Origin of the sequence: Arenimonas sp., assembly GCF_047602345.1 — a bacterium.
Taxonomy (GTDB): Bacteria; Pseudomonadota; Gammaproteobacteria; order Xanthomonadales; family Xanthomonadaceae; genus Arenimonas.
Genome location: NZ_JASGHN010000006.1, coordinates 1119474 through 1141627 on the forward strand (window position 1 = coordinate 1119474; position 22154 = coordinate 1141627).

Here is a 22154-nt window from a genome sequence, read left to right on the forward strand (position 1 = left end):
GAATGCCGCATGGGATACCGACGCTACTCCCGCCTTTCGGGGGTCGCAAGGGCTTTCGCAAGCCCTTGTTTTTTCACCACTCACCGAACTATCCCCGACGTTTCAAGACACCGGGAACGGCCTCGGAAATTCAATCACTTAGCTCGCACGAATCCGCTAAGCCTTTGTTCCTTAAGACTATTCGACGGCAATTTCGACGCGCCGATTGCGTGCGCGCCCCGCCGCCGTGGCATTGTCGGCCACCGGATCGGCCTCGCCCTTGCCGCTGGCGCCCAGGCGCGAGGCGGCGATACCGGCGGACTGCAGGCTGGCTTTCACTGCCTCGGCCCGCTGCCTGGACAGGGCCAGGTTCGCGGCATCGTCGCCCTGGCTGTCCGTGTAACCGACGATGCGGATGCTTCCGCGCGCAGGCATGGCCTTGGCCAGGCGCTGCAGGCTCGCCCGCGCTCCCGGGGTCAGGTTGGCCTTGCCGCTGGCGAAGGCGCTGCCATCGAGCGTGTAGATGCTGCGAGAACCGTTGCGTCGCATCGGCGGCAGCGATCCGATCGGCGCCACGTCGGAGCCGACCGCGGCCGCCAGCTCGGCTTCCTTGCGCGCCAACTCGGCTTCGCGGCCGCGGGCATCGGCGAGTTTTCGCGCCTGCCGCGCTTCTTCCTCGGCATCGGCCGTGGTCTGCTGGCTGGCCAGGCGTTCGGCTTCGACCTGCTCGGCCAGGCGCTGCGCCTCTTCCTCGCGCGCCAGGGTCTGGCGACGCAAGTCGTCGGCTTCGCGCCGCGCCCGCTCGGCATCGCGTCGACTCGCCTCCAGCATGATCTGGTCGCGTTCGCGATCGAGCTGGGCGGCCTGCTGCTGCAGCAGTTCGGCGCGCGCCGAGGCAACTGCGGCTTCGACCCAGCGATTGGCCAGGAACAGGGCATGCTCGCGATCGCTGCGCCGCGCCGTCTGCAGGCTCGCCACCGCCTGCCTCGCCTTGAGCCTGGCCAGGCCTGCCAGCTCGGCCAGGGAGGGGTCGCCGTCCAGGGCTTGCAACTGTTCCTGCAGGCGCAGGACGTCGGGATCGGGTGCGCGCTGTGCCAGCGTCGTAGCGGCGGAAACCAGCAAGGCGAAGCCAAGCAGGCAGGCAGCGAGGCGATTCATCGCTCACCCCCAGACTGCAACAACAGTTGCCGGCGCATCTCGGCATTCCGGGTGGACTTTTCCTCGACGTCCTGCAGGGCTGTCGCCAACCTGGCCCGGGCCAGGGCCAGGTCGGCCCCAGCCGTCGCCTGTTGGGCGAGGCGCTGCGCGTCCTTGTACTTCTTGCGACCCATCGCGGCCTGGGCCTGCGAATAACGGTCCCGAGCCTCCAGCAGCGCCTGCTCGGCCGAACCCCGCGGCTGGGCCCGCTCGGCGGCCACGATGGCCGCTTCGGCGGCGGCCATATCGGCCGTCGGGGGCGTAGCTGCGAAAGCCGTCACGACAAACGCCGTCAAGGCCAGCGACAGATAGATTTTTCGTCGGGTTAGTGCCATATAGTTCATTCACGAAAAGCCCGCTTGGCGGTATTGTCGACAGCTGTCGCCCCAACGCGCAACCAGGCGGCCAGGAGAAAGGGATCACCCATGGATATCGGCTACTTCCTCAAGCTGATGACCGAGAAGAACGCCTCGGACATGTTCCTCACGACCGGCGCGCCGGTCTACATCAAGGTCGAGGGCAAGCTGTACCCGCTCGGCAATACCGGCCTGCCGGCCGGCATGGTCAAGAAGATCGCCTATTCGCTGATGGACGAGGGCCAGGTTCCGGTGTTCGAACGCGACCTGGAGTTCAACATGGCGATCGCCGTGAAGGATGCCGGCCGCTTCCGCGTCAACGTGTTCAAGCAACGCGGCGAAGTCGGCATGGTGATCCGCGCGATCAAGAGCGAGATCCCGACGATCGACCAGCTGCGGCTGCCGCAGGTGCTGAAGGACATCGTGATGGAGCAGCGCGGACTGGTGCTCGTCGTCGGCTCCACCGGCTCGGGCAAGTCGACCGCGCTGGCGGCGATGATCGACCACCGCAACACCAACAGCACCGGCCACATCCTCACCATCGAGGACCCGATCGAGTTCCTGCACCGGCACAAGAAGTCAATCGTCAACCAGCGCGAAGTCGGCCTGGACACGCACGCCTTCCACAACGCGCTGAAGAACGCCATGCGCGAAGCGCCCGACGTCATCCTGATCGGCGAAATCCTCGATGCGACGACGATGGAATCGGCCATCGCCTTCGCTGAGACCGGCCACCTGTGCCTGGCGACGCTGCACTCGAACAATGCCGACCAAACGCTGGAGCGCATCCTCAACTTCTTCCCCGAGGCCGCGCACAAGAACATCCTGATGAACCTGTCGCTGAACCTGAAGTCGGTCATCTCGCTGCGCCTGGTGGTCGGCAAGGACGGCAAGCGCCTGCCCGCCAGCGAAGTGCTGATCAACACGCCGATGATCCGCGACCTGATCCGCCGAGGTCAGGTGCACGAGATCAAGGAAGCGATGGACAAGTCGCTGCAGGAAGGCATGCACACCTTCGACCAGTCGCTGTTCAAGATGTACAAGGACGGCAAGATCGAGTTGGAAGAGGCGCTGCGCAAGGCCGACTCGCGCGACGGCCTGGCCCTGAAGATCCGTTTGTCGGAAGGCGGTTCCGGCGAGCACGATCCCTACGCCGACATGTACGGCAGCGGCGAGCAGCAGAGCACCAGCAGCTTCCAGTAATCGCCATTTCATCGCGGAAAAGAAAACGCGGCCATGGGCCGCGTTTTTTTCGCGCATCCGAACCTCAGCTTTTCGGCGCGTCCGGCTGGTTCTCCGGCTTCGCCGCCTGGAACGCTTCCATCGCCTGGCAGGCCTCATTGACGCGACGGATGGTCGGGAACGGCGCCATGTCCACCTTGAAGCGCACGGCGTTGTACACCTGCGGTACCAGCAGGCAGTCGGCCATGGTCGGCACATCGCCCTCGCAGAACTCGCCGGTCGAGGGGTTGTCCGCAAGCAGCTTCTCGAAGGATTCGAATCCGGCGTGGATCCAGTGCCGCGTCCATTCCTCGCGCTGCGCTTCGCTGGCCTTGAAGGTTTTTTCCAGGTACTGCTGAACGCGCAGGTTGTTCAGCGGATGGATCTCGCAGGCGATGGCCTGCGCCAGCGCGCGCACGCGCTGGCGGTCGCGCACGATGGTCGGGATCAGCGCCGGCTCCGGCCAGGTGTCCTCGAGGTATTCGATGATCGCCATCGACTGGCGCAGCACCCGGTTGCCGTGCATCAGCACCGGGATGAGTTCCTGCGGATTGAGTTCGGCGAACTCGGACGAATGCTGCTCGCCGCCGTCCTTGAGCAGGTGCACCGGCACCGTTTCGTAGGGAAGTCCCTTCAGGTTCAACGCGATCCTGACGCGGTAAGCCGCGCTGGACCGCCAGAAGGAATACAGCCGGATAGGACCTGCCGTCATAACGCCCCCTTCGCCTGGATGGCCGGCGCGAAGGCCGGCGTCGGACTAGCCTACACCCGCGCCACGAGCGCAGCCAGACGGTCGCGCGGGCCTATTCGGCCCGGGCGATGCGCTGTTCGATCGCGCCGAAAATATCCTCGCCGTCCCGGCCGCGCATCTCGATGCGCACGACGTCGCCGAAGCTCATGAAAGGCGTGCTCGGCTTGCCGTCGCGCAGGGTTTCGACAGTGCGCTGCTCGGCGAAGCAGGAAGCGCCCAGCGAGGTGTCCTGATTGGCGACCGTGCCCGAACCGACGATCGTGCCGGCCGACAGCGGACGCGTCTTCGCGGCATGGGCGATTAGCTGGGCGAAATCGAACTGCATGTCCACGCCGGCTTCCGGCGCGCCGAACCACTTGCCATTGACGTGAGTCAACAGGGGCAGATGCACCTTGTTGCCCTGCCAGGCTTCGCCAAGCTCGTCAGGCGTGACGAAGACCGGGCTCAGGGCCGAACGTGGCTTCGACTGCAGGAAGCCGAAGCCCTTGGCGAGCTCGGGCGGAATCAGGTTGCGCAGCGATACGTCGTTCACCAGACCGATGAGCTGGATATGCGCGGCGGCGGCTTCCGGCGTCGCGCCCTGCGGCACATCGTCGGTCACCACGACGATCTCCGCTTCGAGGTCGATGCCATAGGCTTCGTCCGCCACCAGCACCGAATCGCGCGGCCCGTAGAAACCGGCACTGACCGCCTGGTACATCAACGGATCGACGTAGAAACTCTCGGGCACGTCCGCGCCGCGCGCCTTGCGCACGCGCTCGACGTGCGGCAGGTAGGCGGAACCGTCGACGAACTCGTACGCGCGCGGCAGCGGCGAAGCCAGTGCCGCGAAATCCACCGCGAACACCTCTTCGCCATTCACCGTTTCGGCGGAGCTCTGATTCAGCACGTCATACAGCGCATTCAGGCGCGGCGCCGCGTTCGACCAGTCTTCCAGCGCACGCTGCAAGGTCGGCGCGATGCCGCTGGCTTTCACCGCTTTCGACAGGTCGCGCGAAACCACCACGAGCGTGCCGTCCCTGCCGCCTTCTTTCAAGCTACCGAGTTTCATCCATTGCTCCGATTTCGCGCTGCCGTCACAGGCAGCCTTCCACGTAGTGAACGGCCGGCGGAACGCCGATGCGCCACCGTTCGATCACGCCCTTTTCGTCAGTCTCGAACACCAGGCGGGACTCTCCGCCGCCTTCCGGCGAGACGACCAGATACTTGCCGTCGGTGTACTTGTGCGGTTGTTGTTCGACGCGACCGGGGAACTTCGCCAGCACGTCGGCCTCGGTCATGCCGACAAGGATGTCGCCCGGGGCCGCGTACAGGTCGCCATCGACGGAATAGCGCACGAATTTGCCTTCTTCCATCATGAAATTGATGCCGTTGCGATCCGGCGGCGCCGGATCCGGCGTCAGGTAGTAGCAGGCTTCGCTTTCCGGATCGCCGGCTTCGTTCGAGGCCTCGAGCGGACGGCCCCAGGCCATGCGCACCTGTTCCTGGTTCGCGCCGAACTTGGCCGGGCCGAAGCCTTCGAAGTTCACCACGGCGGGATCGTTCTTCAATGTGGCCGGGGCCTCCGGCGATGTCGCCGGTTCCGGCGCGGGCGCAGGTTCTGCGGCAGGCGCGGGAGTCGGTGCAGGTTCGGGCGCGCGCGAGCAGGCGGCGAGCGAAACGGCGATCGTCAGGGCCGACGCGGCCAGCGCGAACATCTTCTTCATCGGGCTTTTCCTCCATCGAAGTGACGTACTAGACCCTGCCAGCACTGCTGGTAGTCCTTCTGCCGTTGCGGCGCCTCGAGCGCCTGTCGCGTCGGCCGCAACACCGCGCGGCTTTCGAACATGAAGGCCATCGTGTCACGGATGACGTCGGGCTTCGACAGGTCGGCATTCGACGCTTTCTCGAACGTCGCCGCATCGGGGCCATGCCCGGTGAAGCTGTTGTGCAGCGAGCAACCGCCGGGCACGAAACCTTCCGCTTTCGCATCGTAGGCGCCGTGCACGAGGCCCATGAACTCGCTGGCGATGTTGCGATGGAACCACGGCGGGCGGAACGTGTCCTGCGCCACCAGCCAGCGCGGCGGGAAGATCACGAAGTCCATGTTGCTGACGCCCTCGCTGTCGCTGGGCGAATGCAGCACGAGGAAGATCGACGGATCGGGGTGGTCGTAGCTGATCGAACCGATCGTGTTGAAGCGGCGCAGGTCGTACTTGCAAGGCGTGTAGTTGCCGTGCCAGCCGACCACGTCGAGCGGCGAATGGCCGATCGCGGCGCGCCACAGATGGCCCTGGAATTTCGCAATCAGCTCGAAATCGCCCTCGCGATCCTCGTAAGCCGCGACCGGCGCGAGGAAGTCGCGCGGGTTCGCCAGGCCGTTGCTGCCGATCGGGCCGAGGTCGGGCAGCTTCAGCATCGCGCCGAAGTTCTCGCAGACGTAGCCGCGCGCTTCGCCGTCGAGCAACGATACCGAGAAGCGGATGCCGCGCGGGATCAAGGCGATTTCCTGCGGCTCGACCTCGAGCACGCCCATCTCGGTGGCGATGCGCAGACGGCCCTGCTGCGGAACGATCAGCAACTCGCCATCGGCATCGTAGAAAAAGCGGCCGTCCATGTTGCGATTCGCCGCGTACAGGTGCACGCCGATACCGGCGCCCGCTTCCGGGCCGCCATTGCCTGCCATCGTGAACAGGCCGTCGACGAAATCGGTCGGCACGGCCGGCATCGCCTGGGGACTCCAGCGCAGCTGGTCAGGCGTTACGGGGCCGCTGGCGAAGTCGTTGTGCAGGCGCGGTTGCGCGAAAGGCTCGAATCGCCCGTGCATCGCCGCCGGGCGGATGCGGTACAGCCAACTGCGACGATTCGCGTGCCGCGGCGCGGTGAAGGCCGTGCCGGAGATCTGTTCGGCATACAGGCCATGCGGAACGCGCTGCGGCGAATTGCGTCCGACCGGCAGCGTTCCGGGCAAGGCCTCGGTAGCGAACTCGTTGCCGAAACCGGACTGGTAGGCGAGGCTCATGGGCGCGGCCTCAGAGCACGCCGCGCTTCATCTGGTCGCGTTCGATGCTCTCGAACAGGGCCTGGAAATTGCCTTCGCCGAAACCTTCGTTGCCCTTGCGCTGGATGATCTCGAAGAAGATCGGTCCGATCGCGTTCTGGGTGAATATCTGCAATAGCTTGCGCTGCTTCGTTTCCGGGTCGGCATCGATCAGGATCTTGCTCGCGCGCAGGCGCGGCAGATCCTCGCCGTGGTTCGGGATGCGCTGATCGACCACGTCGAAATAGGTGTCCGGGGTGTCGAGGAACTTGATGCCGCCCGCCTTCATGCGCTCGACCGTGTCGTAGATGTTGTCGGTGAAGCAGGCGATGTGCTGGATGCCCTCGCCCTTGTAGACGTCGAGGTATTCGTTGATCTGCGACTTCGGATCCGACGACTCGTTCAGCGGGATGCGCACCATGCCGTCCGGCGCCGTCATCGCTTTCGACAGCAGGCCGGTCTTCGCGCCTTTGATGTCGAAGTAGCGGATCTCGCGGAAGTTGAACAGGCGTTCGTAGTAATCGGCCCATTTGCCCATGTTGCCGTGATACAGGTTATGGGTCAGGTGGTCGATGAAGGTCAGGCCGAAGCCCTGCGGCTTCATTTCGGCGCCGGGCAGCCACATCCAGTCCGGATCGTGGATCGTGCCCTTGGTGTCGTAACGGTCGACGATGTACAGCATGCAGCCGCCGATGCCCTTGATGACCGGCGCGGCGACCGCCTTCGTCAGCTCTTCCGCACCGAAGGGCTCCGCGCCGTTCTTCAGCGCCTGCACCCGCACCCATTCGGCCAGCTTGTTGACGCGAATGGCGAAACCGCAAGCGCTGGGGCCATGCTGGCGGGCGAACTCGGCCGCGAACGAATCCGGATCTTCGTTGATCAGGAAGGTACAATCGCCCTGGCGGTAATTGGTGATCTTGCGCGTGCGATGGCGCGCCACCGGCGTGAAGCCGAGCAGGCGGAAATACTCGTGCAGCTTCTCCGGCTCCGGCGAAGCGAACTCGACGAACTCGAAACCATCGATGCCCATCGGGTTCTCGAAGGTGGTGACCTGCATGCCGTGGTTGGGCTGGGCGTTCATCGGCGGCTCCGGCTGACTTGCCAATCGGGGAGTGATAATTTAGTTTCATCTGAAACTATTCGCAAGCCGACATGCCCCGAGCCGCTGAACCGCCTAAGAATGCCCGCGCCGCGCCGGAGCATGCCGTGCTGGAGCTGGACCGCTTCCTGCCCTATCGGCTTTCCGTGCTGTCGAACCGCATCAGCCAGGACATCGCTGCCCTGTACGGCGCGCGCTTCGACCTGGGCGTGACGGAATGGCGGGTGCTGGCGGTCCTCGGGCGCTATCCGGACCTGTCGGCCGGCGAAGTCGCCGAGCGCACGGCCATGGACAAGGTCGCGGTGAGTCGCGCGGTGAACTCCCTGCTGCTGGACGGCAGGCTGAAACGCCACCTGCACGGCACGGACCGGCGCCGGTCCGTGCTGGCCCTGTCGGCCAAGGGTTACAAGGTGTACGACGAAGTCGCGCCCCTGGCCCTGGCCTACGAACAACGCCTGCTGGAGGGGCTGCGAGCCGACGAGCGTGCCGCGCTCGACCGCCTGCTGACGCGCATGGAAGAACGCGAGCGCGAGACGCGCGAACCGTAGGGTGGGCCCTGGCCCACCGTCTCGACGACATTCCGCGCCATCGCATACGCGATGGGCGCGGACGCGCCGCTCCTGTACATCCATGTACCCGCGGCGTTTGGGCATCCTGCCAAAAAAAACGGCGGCCCGAAGGCCGCCGTTCCGTCTTGCTGAAGCGATGGTGATCGCTTACTTCACGCCATGCATCAGTTTCTGGATCAGCGGCGCGACCAGGAACAGCAGCACGCCGAATCCCATCAGGATCCAGAAGCCCTGCGTGTAGCTCGCATGCGCCGACGCCACGGTCATGCCCGTTTCGCCGCTGGCGTGGCTGGCGAAGATGCCGGACAGGTTGTTGCCGATGCCGGTGGACAGGAACCAGCCGCCCATGCCGAAACCGACCAGGCGAACCGGGGCGAGTTTCGTCGTCATCGACAAGCCGATCGGCGACAGGCAGAGCTCGCCGACGGACTGGATCACGTAGACCATGAACAGCGTCCAGAACGGGATCAGCCCGGCCTGGTTGACCATGCCCGACAGCGCCGCCATCAGCAGCAGGAAGGCCAGGCCGTTGAAGATGATGCCGAGGCCGAACTTGCGTGGGATCGACGGATTGCGCGTGCCCATCTTGACCCAGGTCCAGGCGACGATCGGCGCCAGCGTGATGATCGCCAACGAGTTGACCGACTGGAACCAGCCCACCGGGAAGATCCAGCCGCCGAAATCGCGATCGACGATCTTGTCGGCCAGGAAGTTGAACGAGCTGCCGGCCTGCTCGAAGAACATCCAGAACACGATGTTGAAGGTGAAGATGATCAGCATCGCGATCGCCTTGTCGCGTGCCTCCGGGCCGTTCTTGATGCCTTCGACGAGCAGCATGCCGCACAGCAGCAGGAACAAGGCCGTCAGCACCACTTGCAACTTGGCCGCGTCGATGGCGAGCAGGTAGTAGTAGACCGGCACGGCCACGGCGCAGAAACCGAGCACGTACAGGATCTTGACGCCACCGCCGTCGCCTTCCGGCGGCCGCCCGATACCCGCCAGCTGCTGGCGACCGAACCAGAACCAGACGAGGCTGATCAGCATGCCGATGCCCGAGGCGATGAAGACCACCTTGTATTCCGGCATCGCATCGGTACCGAAAACCTTGTCCGACAGCCAACCGGTGAGGATGGGAGCGATGAAGGCGCCGGCGTTGATGCCCATGTAGAACAGGGTGAAACCGGAGTCGCGACGCTCGTCGCCGGTGGCGTAGAGCTTGCCGACCATCGTCGAGATGTTCGGTTTGAACAGGCCGTTGCCGGTGATGACGACCGCCAGGCCGAGCTTGAATATCGTCTCGTCCGGTATCGCGATCATGAACAGGCCGATCGACATGATGACCGCGCCCAGCAGGATGGATCGCTGGTAGCCGATGATGCGATCGGCGATGTACCCGCCGAAGATGGCAGCGGCGTAAACGAGCGCGAGATAAGCGCCGTAGATGCGGCTGGCCGGCGCCTCGCCCTCGCCGGAACCGGCGTAGAACTGCGCGACGATGTAGAGCGTCAGGGCCCAGCGGATGCCGTAGAAGGCGAACCGCTCCCAGAACTCGGTCATGAACAGCATCCACAACGGACGCGGATGTCCCATCACCTGCTTGAACTCGGGCACGGGCGCCGAATCCTGCGTACTTGCTGCACCGCTCATGCGGTCTCTCCCTGGAATGACTTAAGAGGTAAAACGGGCTGCGCGGCCACCTGCTTCGGGCGGCCGCAAGGCCCGGAAGGTGTAACCGCTGTCGCCGCGTCCGTCAAACCTGAACGATATGCTGCGCCGCAACATCACGACGGCAGCGGGGCTTGCCTCGCCGAAGCCGGGCCGGGATCAGCCGCGCGGGGTCAGGGTCGTGCGCACTTCGAACAATTCCGGGAAGAAGGTCAGTTCCAGGGCTTGCTTGAGGAACGCCACGCCGGAACTGCCGCCGGTGCCGGGCTTGTAGCCGATGATGCGCTCGACCGTCTTCATGTGACGGAAGCGCCAGAGCTGGAAATTCACTTCCAGGTCCACCAGCAGTTCGCAGAAGTAGTACGAGTCCCAGTACGCCTCGGTGTCCTCGTAGATGCGCTGGAACACCGGCAGCAGGCCGGGCTCGTGCCGGTGCGGCTGCGACCAGTCGCGCTGCAGGCTCGTCGCCGGGATCGCATGGCCCCGACGCGCGAGATGGCGCAGGAATTCGTCGTACAGGCTCGGCGCCTCCAGCACGCGACGCAGCTCGGCCTGCACCGCCTCGTCGTGCGCGAACACGCGCAGCATGTCGGCGTTCTTGTTGCCGAGCAGGAATTCGATCGTCCGGTACTGCGCCGACTGGAAACCCGAGGCCGGGCCGAGCACGTGGCGGAATCCCATGTAGTCGGCCGGCGTCAGCGTCTCGAGCACCGACCATTGTTCGGTCAACTGCTTCTGGATGGCTTTCACCCGCGCGAACATCTTCATGCAGGGGTCGAGCTCGTCGCGCTGCAGGTGGCCGATCGCCGCACTCAGTTCGTGGATGACCAGCTTCATCCACAGCTCCGCCGTCTGGTGCTGGATGATGAAGAGCATCTCGTCGTGGTTCGGCGGATCCGACAGGGGCTGCTGCGCCGACAACAGGGTCGATACCTGCAGATAGCCGCCGTAGCTGAGGCGGTCGCGCAGGTCGGTGGTGATGCCGGCTTCGAGCGGGCGCTGGTTCGGGGGCTGGGACATGGCGATCGGAGGCAGAAAATGCGGAACGACTTGAGCTGTCTAGCCTAACCCATTCACCCGCAAGGAACCGGGGGCCACCCGGAATTCTGTTGCAGCCTGTCATGCCAATGACGCCCGGCTAGGGCTAGAATCAGGGAGTACGGCGGCGCAGGGCCGACCGTTTCCGGGGGATCCAAATGGTTCGCATGCTCACACGCGCCGCAGTGGCGGCGTTGCTCGTTCTCGCAGCGCCGGGCGTTATGGCGCAAGTCGTCATCAGTCAGGTATACGGCGGCGCCGGCTGCGGCACGGCAGGCTGCTCGACCTACAAGAACGATTACATCGAGTTGTTCAACCGCGGCACCAGCAGCGCCAGCGTCAATGGCTGGTCGGTGCAGTACGCCGCAGCCACCGGCACGTCCTGGCAAGTCACGAACCTGCCGAATGTGAGCATTCCCGCAGGCGGCTATCTACTGGTGTCTGAAGGCGCCGGCCCCAATGGCGTCAATAATCTGCCGACGCCTGACGTCACAGGCACGATCGCGATGAGCGCCACCACCGGCAAGGTCGCGCTGGTCAATGCCACCGGAGCCCTCTCGGGCGCCTGCCCCACCGGCGCATCGATCCAGGACTTCGTCGGTTACGGCACCACCGCCAACTGCAACGAAGGCGGGGCGAACACGCCCGCGCCGAGCACCACCAATGCGGTCTTCCGTGCGCTCGGCGGTTGCACCGACAGCGGCAGCAACAGCGCCGACTTCGCCGCCGCCGCCCCGAATCCCCGCACTAGCAGCTCCTCGACGAATTCCTGCAGCGGTGGACCCGTCACGCCCAACCTCTCGATCAACGACGTGACGCTGGCCGAAGGCAACGCCGGCACGACGACCTTCAGCTTCACCGTCAGCCTGTCCTCTCCGGCCGGTGCGGGCGGCGTGACCTTCGATATCGCCACCGCCGATGGCACCGCGACCACCGCCGACAACGACTACGTCTCCAAGTCTCTGACCTCGCAGACGATCAGCGCGGGCAACTCGAGCTATACCTTCGACGTCAGCGTCAATGGCGATACCACGACGGAAGCCAACCAGACCTTCTTCGTCAACGTTACCAATGCGACCGGCGCCACCGTCACCGACGGCCAGGGCCAGGGCACGATCAACAACGACGACATCACGATCACCCCGATCCACGATGTGCAGGGCCCGGGCGCCAGCTCGCCGATCGTCGGCAGCAACGTGCATGTGCGCGGCATCGTGACGGCGCGCACGGGCAGCGGTTTCTTCGTGCAGGAAGAAGCGGCCGATGTCGATGCCGACCCGGCGACCTCGGAAGGCATCTTCGTCTTTACCAGTTCCACGCCGCCCGCCACCGCTGCGGTCGGCAACAACGTGACCGTGAACGGCACGGTCGCTGAATTCGTCCCGTCCGCGACGCCGTGGAATGCGCCGGTCACGGAACTCACCAGCCCCACCGTGACGCAGAACTCCACCGGCAATGCCTTGCCGGGCGCTATCGACCTCAACGCAGATCTGGCTTTCGCGAGTTACACGGTCGATACGTTCGAGCGTTACGAAGGCATGCGCGTCTCCGTCAGCGACCTCGACGTCGTCGCGCCCAGCGACGGCAGCATCAACGAGAGCAGCGGCGTCGTCACGTCGGACCACACCTTCTTCGGCGTGATCGGCGGCGTCGCCCGTCCGTTCCGCGAACCGGGCCTGGCGGTGGCCGAAGTGCCCTTCTATCCGGGTTACGCCGGCCCGGTCTTCGACCAGAACATGGAGCGCATTCGCGTGCGCGGCCAAGGCCAGAGCGGAAGCTCGCTGGTCTTCAATGTCGCCGTGGGCGATGGCATCACCGGCCTGGTCGGCGTGATGGACGTGTTCTCCGGCAACTACACGATCCTGCCCGACCCCGGCAGCTCGCCGGTCATCGTGCCGGGCTCGAACCCGAGCTTCGCGCGCCTGCCGGCCGCCGATGAAATCACCGTCTCCGGCGCCAACCTGCTGCGCTTCTACGACAACATCAACGACGGCGCCGGTCCGAACAACGGCGACGTCGCCAACGTCACCCTGACCACCTACAACAACCGCATCGCGAAGGCCGCCCGGGTGGTCTGCCAGGCGATGAACGCGCCGGACATCATCGGCACGGTCGAAGTCGAGAAGAAGGCGGTGCTGGACGCGCTGGCCGCCGCGATCGACGACACCGCCAATAGCGGTTGCGCGACGGCGCCGCACTACGTCGCCTATCTGACCGAAGGCAACGACCCGGGCGGCATCGATGCCGGCTTCCTGGTCAAGACGGCGGAAGTCTCGGCCGGCGTGCCGCGCGTGACCGTCAACGCCGTGACGCAGCAGGGCCTGTGCACGCTGTTCAAGGACGCCAGCGGTAACGACGTCACCACCGGCGGGCCCGCCTACAACAACGGTTGCGTGCAGCAGGGCACCTTCCTCAACGATCGTCCGCCGCTGTTCCTCGACGCCACGGTCCACGCAGCCAATGGCGCGGCCGAGGACATCACCGTCGTCGCCAACCACATGCGTTCGCTCAACAACGCCAATACCTTCGGCGCGGGCAGCAACGGCTACACGACCGACGGCGCCCGCGTGCGCGCCAAGCGCCATCAGCAGGCGGTGGAGCTGGCCAACATGATCCAGGCGCGCCAGGTCGCCGATGCGGGCGAACGCATCATCCTGGTCGGCGATTTCAACGTCTTCGAGTTCAACGACGGCCTCGGCGACAGCTTGGGCACGATCATGGGCACGCCGGCCGCCGACAGCGCCACCGTGGTGCCCAACGACGGCGCCGACCTGGTCGATCCGAACCTGACCAGCCTCGCGAGCCTCAACCCGCCGGCGGAGCGCTATTCGTACTCGTTCGACGGCAACGCGCAGTCGCTCGATCATGCAATCGCCAACCAGGCCGTGCTGACCGATTTCACGGTGGACGAGGATCACGCCCGCATCAACGCGGACTTCCCGCAGGTGGACTACGGCGACTTCTCGGCCGGTTCGGTCCTGCGCATTTCCGACCACGACCCGGTCGTCGTGTATCTCGGTGCGACCAGTTTCTCGACGGCCGATCTGTACACGAGCGTCTCCGCCATCGCTTCGCCGATCAACCTCGGCCAGCAGGCGCAGTTCCAGGTGATCGCGGGCAGCTATGGGCCGGACAGCGGCCAAGGCCTGAAGCTGGACTTCTCGATCGCGGTCGCCCCGGCACGCGTCAGCGTGAGCCCGGGCCTGGGCTGGACCTGCGGCACGCCGCAGACGGATGGCAGTGGCGGCACCATCGTGCACTGCAACCGCGCGACGATCGCCGTCGAAGCGTCGAGCTTCCAGGTGAACGTCAACACGACCACGGGCGACAGCTTCTCGTCGCTGACCCTGGGTGCGGCGATCACCGGCGCCACCACCGATCCTGACCACAGCAACGACAGCGCCAGCGCCACGGTGCTGTTCAACGTGACGACGGACCTGCAGTTGGTCATCGCGCCGCCGACCGGCCGCCTGAGCGCGACCGTGCCGGTGGCTTTCAAGGCCACGATCGTCAATGCCGGCAATGTCTCTGCTTCGGCGCCGACCTTCGACTTCACGCTGAACGCCCCGTCCAGCGCGGTCACGTCGATCTCGTCGCAGTACGGCTATTTCACCGGCTGCACCGCGCAGTCGAGCACGCCGACCAGCAGCACCTGGCATTGCCCGGGCAGCACGCTGCCGCGCGCGAAGAAGGACGTGGTCAGCGTGAACGTGATCATGCCCGCCGGTTGGACCGGCACGGCGATGACGATGAGCGGAACCGTCGGCTCTTCGACGCTGGACAGCAAGCCGTCGAACAACAGCGCCTCGGCCTCGGCCCCGGTGCCGCGCCGCTGAGTCGGCCAGCATAGGCAAGACGGAAAGCGCGGCTCCGGCCGCGCTTTCTTTTTGTCCGTACCCGGTCGCATTGAGCCGGAGTTCACGCAACGCCGCCGGAAGGGCTTTCGCGCCTTGCCAGCATCGGTCCCGGACTGCTATCTAGACGGTCTGCCTGGAGCGCCCCGATGCCCACCGTCGCCACTTTCGACATCGAATACCTGCAATACCTCGGCCCGGACGGCCGGCTGGTCCGAGACGACCTGCCGGAATTCGCCAAGGACCGCCAGAACCTGGTCGAACTGTTCAAGCAGATGCTGCTCGTGCGCAGTTTCGACACCAAGGCCGTCGCGCTGCAGCGCACCGGCAAACTCGGCACCTACGCCAGCTGCCTCGGCCACGAAGCCACGCACATCGGCATCGGCAGCGCGATGCAGTACGACGACGTGTTCGCGCCCTCGTACCGCGAATACGGCGCGCAGTTCATGCGCGGCGTGAAACCACGCGAAGTGTTGATGTACTGGGGCGGCGACGAACGCGGCAACGATTTCTCCGGCCCGCCGCACGACTATTCCTGGTGCGTTCCGATCGGCACGCAGAACCTGCACGCGGCCGGCGCGGCGCTGGCGTTCAAGCTGCGCGGCGAACCGCGCGTGGCGGTGGCCTGCGTCGGCGACGGCGGTTCGAGCAAGACCGATACTTACGCCGCGATCAATGCGGCCGGCGCCTACGCCCTGCCCTTCATCCAGTGCATCATCAACAACCAGTGGGCGATCTCGGTACCGCGCAACGCGCAGACCGGCGCCAAGACATTGGCGCAGAAGGGCCTGGCCGGCGGACTCGACTGCGTGCAGGTGGACGGCAACGACATCATCGCCGTGCGCGCGGCGATGGACCACGCGATCCTGCGCGCGCGCAACGGCCACGGCGGCAGCGTGATCGAATTCGTCACCTATCGCCTGTCCGACCACACCACGGCTGACGACGCCCGCCGCTATCGCGGCGAGGAAGAGGTCAAGGCCGCCTGGGAACGCGAACCCTTCACCCGCCTGCGCACCTTCCTGATCGCCGAAAAGGTCTGGAGCGAGGCCGAAGAGGCCAAGTGGAAGGAGGAATGCAATCGCATCGCCGACGAGGAGGTCAACGCCTACCTCGAAACGAAGGTGCAGCCGGTGGAAGCGATGTTCGATTACCTGTACGCCGAATTGCCGGCCGACGTCGCCGCACAGCGCGCCGATGCGCTGAAGTGGGAGAAACACTGACATGGCGGCCATTACCCTGATCGAAGCCATCACCCAGGCGCTCGCCTACGAGATGCGCAACGACGAGACCGTCATCGTGCTCGGCGAGGACGTCGGCGTGAACGGCGGCGTGTTCCGCGCCACCGCCGGCCTGCAGCAGACCTTCGGCCCACAGCGCGTGCTCGACACGCCGCTGGACGAGACCACGATCGCCGGCCTCACCGTCGGCCTCGCGGCGCAGGGCATGAAGCCCGTCGCCGAATCGCAGTTCGACGGCTTCGTCTATCCGATGGTGGACCACATCGTCTGCCACGCCGCGCGTTTCCGCTATCGCACGCGCGGCCGCCTGACCTGCCCGATGGTGCTGCGCGTGCCCTGGGGCGGCGGCATTCGCGCACCGGAACATCATTCGGAGGCGAACGAAGCGATCTTCACCAATGTGCCCGGGCTGCGCGTCGTATTGCCGAGTTCGCCGCAACGCGCCTACGGCCTGCTGCTCGCCGCGATCCGCGATCCGGATCCGGTGATCTTCATGGAGCCCAAGCGCATCTACCGTCAGTACAAGGAAGAAGTGCCGGACGACGGCGAAGCCCTGCCGCTGGACGTGTGCTTCGTGCTGCGCGACGGCAGCGACGTCACGCTCGTCACCTGGGGTGCGCAGGTCAAGGAAACGCTGGAAGCGGCCGACGCCCTCGCGAAGGACGGCATCAGCGCCGAAGTCATCGACGTGGCCACGTTGAAGCCGCTGGATTTCGACACGATCCGCGAATCGGTGGCGAAGACGGGCCGCTGCGTGATCGTGCACGAGGCGGCGAAGACGGCCGGCTTCGGTGCGGAGATCGCCGCGCGCCTGGCCGAGGAATCGATGTACGACCTCGTCGCGCCGGTCGAGCGCGTCACCGGCTACGACACGCATATCCCGCTGTTCCGGCTGGAAATGAAATACCTGCCGAGCGTGGAGAAGATCGTCGCCGCGACGAAACGCACCCTGGCGCGCAGCTGACCGACGATGCACGCTCGCCTGCTCCGCGACTACCGCACGCAGTACCACGATCCGGTGCGATTCCTTGCCGGGGAGACGGTACGCGTCGACGATCGCGATACCGAATGGCCGGAGTTCCTATGGGCCACCGATCCCGACGGACGCAGCGGCTGGGTGCATCAGCGCTATCTCGCGGGCGATACGGGTGAGACGACGGCCGTTCGCGATTACACGGCGCGCGAACTCGATGCCGACGCAGGACAGATCGTGGAATTGATCGAAGAAGCCGGCGGTTGGTGGTGGTCGGCGACGGATGACGGACGCAGCGGCTGGTTGCCGGCGCGCGATATCGATTTGGAACGGAACCCCTCATGAGCGACAAGAAACTCTTCCTGCTGCCCGACCTCGGCGAAGGCCTGCCCGACGCGGAAATCGTCGAATGGCATGTCAAGGTCGGCGACGTAATCCGTCTCGACGAACCGCTGATTTCGATGGAAACGGCGAAGGCCGTCGTCGACGTGCCCTCGCCGTTCTCCGGCAAGGTGACGCGACTGGCCGGCGCGGCGGGCGACGTGATCGTCACCGGCAGCTGGCTGGCGGAGTTCGAGATCGATCCGAACCTGCCGCAGCGGGCCGAAGCGCAGGACACCGGTCATCATCACGGCGGCGGTCACGCCACCACCGCACCGCCGCCTGCGCCGGAACCCGAAGCCCTGCACAACACTGTTGGCGCTCCCGCCGCTGCTGCACCGGAGAAGTCCGCCGATGCCGGCACCGTCGTGGGCGCGATGCAATCCTCCGATGCGATCCGCAGCGAACAGGCGGTCGCGATCGGCGGCGTGAAAGCGATGCCGGCCGTACGCGCGCTTGCCAAGAAGCTCGGCGTGGACCTGTCTCGCGTTCGCGCGACCGGGGCCGATGGCGTCGTGACGATCAATGACGTGAAGCTGGCGGCCGCAGCCGGCACCGCACGTGCAGGAGCCTCGCCTGCTCCCGTCCCGGCGCCTGCGTACAGCGCCCCCGCACCTGCGGCGCGTTCCGCCTCGCCTGCACCGGCACCGCGCGCCGACGTCAAGTTCGACAGCGACGAGCCGGTACGCGGTGTCCGCCGCAACATGGCGCGCTCGATGAGCGCCGCGCATGCCGAAGTCGTGCCGACGACCTTGATGGACGATGCCGACCTGCATGCCTGGGCGCCGGGCGAAGACATCATGGCGCGCACGATCCGCGCGCTGGCCGTGGCCTCGCAGGCAGAGCCGGCGATGAATTCCTGGTACAACGGCAAGGAAGGCACGCTGCGTCGCCATACGCGTGTCGATGTCGGCATCGCTGTGGATTCGCCGGATGGATTGTTCGTGCCGGCCCTGCGCAATTGCGAACGCCTGGATCCGCGCCAGGTGCGCGCCGAACTCAACCGATTGAGGGACGGCGTGAAGACACGCAGCCTGCCGCCGGAAGAGCTGACCGGTTACACGATCATGCTGTCGAACTTCGGCGTCTTCGCCGGCAAGTACGCCACGCCGGTCGTCGTGCCGCCCTGCGTCTGCATCGTCGGTGCCGGTCGCCTGCACCATGCCGTGGTGCCAGTGCTCGGCGGACTGGAGACGCATCGCATCATGCCGCTGTCACTGACCTTCGACCACCGCGCCGCCACCGGCGGCGAAGCCGCGCGCTTCCTGAGGGCGATGATCGACGACCTGCAAAAGGCGCGTTGATGCGCCGTTCGAGCATCGCCCTGCCTCTCGATCAGGCGAAACCCTGATGGCTCGCAGGCTGGCGGGATTCATGATCGATTGCCAAGGCGAGCACCTGGCACGCGATCGCAAGTTCTGGAGCGCGGCGCTCGGCCTGCCGATCGTCGATCCGGACGAAGGCGACGAAGGCCGCTACGCCCTGCTCGGCAAGGGCCCGGGCGGCTGGCATATCGAAGTGCAATGCGTCGACCACCCCTCGCGCCTGCACCTGGACATCGAGGCCGACGACATCGACGTTGAAGCCGCGCGACTGGAATCGCTAGGCGCGAAGCGCATCGGCAACCCACGCGGCCGCTGGTGGGTGATGGAAGCGCCGACCGGACAACGTTTCTGCGTCGTGCACTGGCGCGAGGACGAGGAGCGCGCGCCGGCGCCTGCGAAGAAGGCGCGTGCGCCCAAGCACCGCAGCGTATTGATCGCCCTGGTCATCGACTGCCGTACCGATGACCTCGGCAAGGCCGCCGATTTCTGGGGCGCCGCCTTCGGACGGGATATCGTCACGCGCGACCAGGACGGCGACGGCAAGTACGCCGAGCTGCATACCGAGCCGGACGAGCCCTTCCTGCTGCTGCAGAAGGTCGATCATGACCCACGCGTGCACCTGGACATCGAAACCGACGATCTCGACGCCGAAGTCGCCCGGCTCGAAGCGCTGGGCGCCACGCGCGTGCAGTTCATCAAGCGCTGGTGGGTGATGCAGGCGCCGAGCGGACACCGTTTCTGCGTCGTGCGCCAGCAACCGGGCAAGACCGGCATCGACCTCAACACTTGGGGTTGATTCATAGGGCGCGCTCAAGCGCACCGGTTCACCCGAGTTCTCGATGGTGGGCCAAGGCCCACCCTACGCGTTGTCCGGCGTGTTGCCGTAGCGGCTGCGCCGCATGAAGAAGGCGACGATCAACACGATCAGGAAGGCGTGGTAACCCGCCAGCGTCGCGATCACCTGCGGCCACAGCGGGCCGGTGCCTTCGAATTCGATCGAATAGGCCCAATGCATCGCGACGGCGCTGAGCACGACAGCGAGCGATAGCGCGATCAAGTCGAAACGGCGACGCGCCGGCGTCTGCGCATGCGATTTCGGAAAGGCCCAATACACCCAGCCGAGGATGGCGAACCACGGCGCGAACAGGACCAGGGCGAGCAAGGACATCAGGCTTTCGCCTCGTCGGCGGCACGCAGGGCGTCCAGCGCCGATTGCACGTCGTTCTCACTCACGCCTTCACCCAGCGTGGCAGTTTCATGCAAGTGCGACACCGACATCTCGCCGCTGCGCAACTGCCCGATCACGCCACCCGCTTCCTTCGGCGTGTCGAAGCCGCGGCTCTGCAACAGGACGGCGCCCTCGCCATCGGCCAGCTTGAAATAAAACTTCCCGTCCTTCTCGCGATACTGCTTGAAGCTCGGCAGTGCCGCTTTCGATGCGGTCTTCGTCGTCGACTTCGGCGCTTCCCTGAGGTCGCGCAATCCCACCGCGCGTCGCAACTCGCCGAGGAAAGGCGTGGCGATCTTCCTTGCCTTGTCGGCGCCTTCGCGCAGGGTCGCTTCGATTTCGATCGGGTTGGCGATCAGCGCTTCGTACTTCTCGCGCATTGGCGCGACTTCATGATCGATGCGTTCGAACAGCTGCTGCTTGGCCTCGCCCCAGGCGATGCCGTCGGCGAAGGCACGACGCATGGCCTCGGTTTCGTCCGGCGTCGAGAAGGCCTGGTAGAGCTGGAACAGGGCCGAGCCCTCGGTTTCCTTCGCTTCGCCCGGCGCGCGCGAATCGGTCTTGATGCCCTTGATCAGAGACAGCAGTTCCGCGCGCGGCGCGAACAACGGAATCGTATTGTCGTAGCTCTTGCTCATCTTGCGGCCGTCGAGGCCGGGCAAGGTTGCCACGTTTTCCTCGATCGACACTTCCGGCAACACGAAGTGGTCGCCGTAGATGTGGTTGAAGCGCGCGGCGAAATCGCGCGCCATCTCCAGGTGCTGCACCTGGTCGCGGCCCACCGGCACGCGATGCGCCTTGAACATCAGGATGTCGGCGGCCATCAGCACCGGATACATGAACAGTCCCGCGGTGATCGCGGCATCGTCGTCCTCGCCGGCCTCGCGATTCTTGTCCACGGCCGCCTTGTAGGCATGCGCACGATTCAACAAGCCCTTGCCGGCGACGCAGGTCAGCAACCAGGTCAGTTCGGGAATTTCCGGGATGTCGGATTGGCGGTAGAACCAGACCTTGTCCGGATCCAGGCCGCAGGCCAGCCAGCTCGCCGCAATCTCCAGCGTGGAGCGCTGCACGCGCGCCGGGTCCTGCACCTTCACCAGCGCGTGGTAGTCGGCCAGGAAATAGAAGCTCTCGACGTTGGCGTCGCGCGAAGCGGCGATGGCCGGGCGGATCGCTCCGGCGTAGTTGCCGAGATGGGGGGTGCCGGACGTGGTGATGCCGGTGAGGACGCGGGTCTTGTTCATTCGGAATGAGGCTTCAGCTGACGGGCCTAGTTTACCGGTTAACCCCGCCTCGCCGGCCCGTGCGTTGAAGGTTGGCACCACCCACGGAGACCCGGTCATGAAACGCCTCGCTGCCGCCCTGCTTGTGCTGTCCAGTTGCTTCGCCCTGCCCGCCTGCGCCCGCAACGAGCGCCTGGTCGACGTGCAGGTGCAGAATCAGGACACCGGCTACACCCTGCCGCGCCTGCCCTATTCCGGCCGCGACTACATCGAAGGACGCCCCGGCCATCGCTTCGCGGTGACCTTGCAGAACCTGACCGGCGAGCGCGTGCTCGCCGTCGTCTCGGTCGATGGCGTGAACGCGATCAGCGGCCAGACGGCCGGTTCCTCGCAAGCGGGTTACGTACTCGATCCCTGGCAGCGCATCGAGGTGCAGGGCTGGCGCAAGAGCTACTCGGACATCGCCGAGTTCTATTTCACCGACCTGCCCGACAGCTACGCCGCCCGCACGGGTCGGCCGGCCAACGTCGGCGTGATCGGCGTCGCCGCTTTCCGCGAGCGCCGTTATTCGCCGCCACCCTATCAGCCGATGCCGCAGATCGGTCGCGCCGATTCGCCCTACGCCGAATCACGTGCGCAGAACAGGCCGGCGGCACCGGCGGCGGACGCCGCGAAGTCGGCCGAATCGGCCGCTGGCGCCGCACGCTCGGGTAGCTATGGCTACGAACCACGTCGCGAACGCGAGCTCGCCGCGCAGGAACTCGGCACCGGCCATGGCGAACGCCGCTACGACCCGGTAACGCAGACGGTGTTCGAACGCGCCGGCTCGCGCCCGAACCAGGTCACGTCGCTGTTCTACGATTCCTATGAAGCCCTGGTCTCGAAGGGCGTGCTGCCGACGCGCGGCTACGGCTATCCCTCGCAGCCGCAGGCCTTCCCGATCGGTTTTGCGCCGGATCCGCAGTACTGATCGTCAAGCGCCGAAAAGAAACGGGTCGCGAAAGCGGCCCAATGGCTCCCGGCCCGCTACTCACA

At 65.8% G+C, this 22154-nt stretch carries 20 protein-coding genes and 1 pseudogene; 10 read left to right on the forward strand and 11 right to left on the reverse strand.

Annotated elements, in window-relative coordinates:
- Positions 1 to 177: 177 nt before the first annotated feature.
- Both QM707_RS09695 and QM707_RS09700 read right to left on the reverse strand, forming a co-directional pair.
- A complete protein-coding gene (locus QM707_RS09695; protein WP_415001643.1) occupies positions 178 to 1137 on the reverse strand; it encodes an OmpA family protein in 960 nt (319 codons plus the stop codon).
- Entirely contained in the window at positions 1134 to 1520 is a 387-nt protein-coding gene (locus QM707_RS09700; protein WP_415001644.1) for a DUF4398 domain-containing protein, read from the reverse strand. The genes QM707_RS09695 and QM707_RS09700 overlap by 4 nt, the downstream gene beginning before the upstream one ends.
- 81 nt (positions 1521 to 1601) lie before the next feature.
- Here QM707_RS09700 and QM707_RS09705 point away from each other — a divergent pair, with 81 nt between their 5' ends.
- Positions 1602 to 2735: a PilT/PilU family type 4a pilus ATPase gene (locus tag QM707_RS09705; RefSeq protein WP_415001645.1), complete on the forward strand. Its 1134-nt coding sequence runs from the start codon at positions 1602 to 1604 to the stop codon at positions 2733 to 2735.
- 64 nt (positions 2736 to 2799) lie between these two features.
- On the opposite strand, the gene maiA is transcribed toward QM707_RS09705, so the two are convergent.
- From maiA to hppD, 5 genes are all read right to left on the reverse strand, one after another.
- A complete protein-coding gene (gene maiA, locus QM707_RS09710) occupies positions 2800 to 3465 on the reverse strand; it encodes a maleylacetoacetate isomerase (RefSeq protein WP_415001646.1) in 666 nt (221 codons plus the stop codon).
- A gap of 91 nt (positions 3466 to 3556) precedes the next feature.
- On the reverse strand, positions 3557 to 4555 hold the full coding sequence (locus QM707_RS09715) for a fumarylacetoacetate hydrolase family protein (RefSeq protein WP_415001647.1): 999 nt from the start codon (positions 4553 to 4555) through the stop codon (positions 3557 to 3559).
- 25 nt (positions 4556 to 4580) lie between these two features.
- On the reverse strand, positions 4581 to 5210 hold the full coding sequence (locus QM707_RS09720; RefSeq protein ID WP_415001648.1) for a hypothetical protein: 630 nt from the start codon (positions 5208 to 5210) through the stop codon (positions 4581 to 4583).
- Positions 5207 to 6505 carry a homogentisate 1,2-dioxygenase gene (gene hmgA / locus QM707_RS09725; protein ID WP_415001649.1) on the reverse strand — a complete coding sequence of 433 codons (1299 nt, stop codon included), beginning with the start codon at positions 6503 to 6505 and terminating at the stop codon, positions 5207 to 5209. The genes QM707_RS09720 and hmgA overlap by 4 nt, the downstream gene beginning before the upstream one ends.
- A 10-nt stretch (positions 6506 to 6515) precedes the next feature.
- Positions 6516 to 7604, reverse strand: coding sequence for a 4-hydroxyphenylpyruvate dioxygenase (gene hppD / locus QM707_RS09730; protein ID WP_415001650.1), 1089 nt, complete (start codon positions 7602 to 7604; stop codon positions 6516 to 6518).
- A gap of 71 nt (positions 7605 to 7675) precedes the next feature.
- Between hppD and QM707_RS09735 the strand changes: the two genes are divergently transcribed.
- Entirely contained in the window at positions 7676 to 8170 is a 495-nt protein-coding gene (locus QM707_RS09735) for a MarR family winged helix-turn-helix transcriptional regulator (protein WP_415001651.1), read from the forward strand.
- 168 nt (positions 8171 to 8338) lie between these two features.
- On the opposite strand, the gene QM707_RS09740 is transcribed toward QM707_RS09735, so the two are convergent.
- A complete protein-coding gene (locus QM707_RS09740) occupies positions 8339 to 9838 on the reverse strand; it encodes a peptide MFS transporter (RefSeq protein ID WP_415001652.1) in 1500 nt (499 codons plus the stop codon).
- A gap of 177 nt (positions 9839 to 10015) precedes the next feature.
- Positions 10016 to 10876, reverse strand: a complete 861-nt coding sequence (locus QM707_RS09745) for a tryptophan 2,3-dioxygenase (RefSeq protein WP_415001653.1) — start codon at positions 10874 to 10876, stop codon at positions 10016 to 10018.
- Positions 10877 to 11052: 176 nt separating this feature from the next.
- Between QM707_RS09745 and QM707_RS09750 the strand changes: the two genes are divergently transcribed.
- The 7 genes and pseudogenes from QM707_RS09750 (at position 11053) to QM707_RS09780 (ending at position 19464) form a co-directional block, all read left to right on the forward strand.
- Positions 11053 to 14730: a lamin tail domain-containing protein gene (locus QM707_RS09750; RefSeq protein WP_415001654.1), complete on the forward strand. Its 3678-nt coding sequence runs from the start codon at positions 11053 to 11055 to the stop codon at positions 14728 to 14730.
- Positions 14731 to 14897: 167 nt separating this feature from the next.
- Positions 14898 to 15971, forward strand: a complete 1074-nt coding sequence (gene pdhA / locus QM707_RS09755) for a pyruvate dehydrogenase (acetyl-transferring) E1 component subunit alpha (protein WP_415001655.1) — start codon at positions 14898 to 14900, stop codon at positions 15969 to 15971.
- A gap of 1 nt (position 15972) precedes the next feature.
- Positions 15973 to 16953 carry an alpha-ketoacid dehydrogenase subunit beta gene (locus tag QM707_RS09760; protein ID WP_415001656.1) on the forward strand — a complete coding sequence of 327 codons (981 nt, stop codon included), beginning with the start codon at positions 15973 to 15975 and terminating at the stop codon, positions 16951 to 16953.
- A 6-nt stretch (positions 16954 to 16959) separates the two neighbouring features.
- Positions 16960 to 17307: an SH3 domain-containing protein gene (locus QM707_RS09765; protein WP_415001657.1), complete on the forward strand. Its 348-nt coding sequence runs from the start codon at positions 16960 to 16962 to the stop codon at positions 17305 to 17307.
- Complete coding sequence (locus tag QM707_RS09770; protein ID WP_415001658.1) at positions 17304 to 18647, forward strand: dihydrolipoamide acetyltransferase family protein; 1344 nt, start codon at positions 17304 to 17306, stop codon at positions 18645 to 18647. The genes QM707_RS09765 and QM707_RS09770 overlap by 4 nt, the downstream gene beginning before the upstream one ends.
- 70 nt (positions 18648 to 18717) lie before the next feature.
- Positions 18718 to 19014: pseudogene (locus tag QM707_RS09775) on the forward strand (VOC family protein); the annotation flags it as partial.
- 84 nt (positions 19015 to 19098) lie between these two features.
- On the forward strand, positions 19099 to 19464 hold the full coding sequence (locus QM707_RS09780) for a VOC family protein (protein ID WP_415001835.1): 366 nt from the start codon (positions 19099 to 19101) through the stop codon (positions 19462 to 19464).
- 63 nt (positions 19465 to 19527) lie between these two features.
- Here the strand turns inward: QM707_RS09780 and QM707_RS09785 are convergent, their stop codons facing one another.
- Together QM707_RS09785 and QM707_RS09790 are read right to left on the reverse strand one after the other, a co-directional pair.
- Entirely contained in the window at positions 19528 to 19836 is a 309-nt protein-coding gene (locus QM707_RS09785) for a hypothetical protein (RefSeq protein ID WP_415001659.1), read from the reverse strand.
- Complete coding sequence (locus QM707_RS09790) at positions 19836 to 21239, reverse strand: tryptophan--tRNA ligase (RefSeq protein WP_415001660.1); 1404 nt, start codon at positions 21237 to 21239, stop codon at positions 19836 to 19838. Before QM707_RS09790 ends, QM707_RS09785 begins: the two co-directional genes overlap by 1 nt.
- On the opposite strand from QM707_RS09790, the gene QM707_RS09795 reads away from it, so the two are divergent.
- Positions 21238 to 22089, forward strand: coding sequence for a hypothetical protein (locus QM707_RS09795; protein ID WP_415001661.1), 852 nt, complete (start codon positions 21238 to 21240; stop codon positions 22087 to 22089). The two genes, QM707_RS09790 and QM707_RS09795, sit on opposite strands and share 2 nt — an antisense overlap.
- The last annotated feature ends 65 nt before the right edge of the window (positions 22090 to 22154 follow it).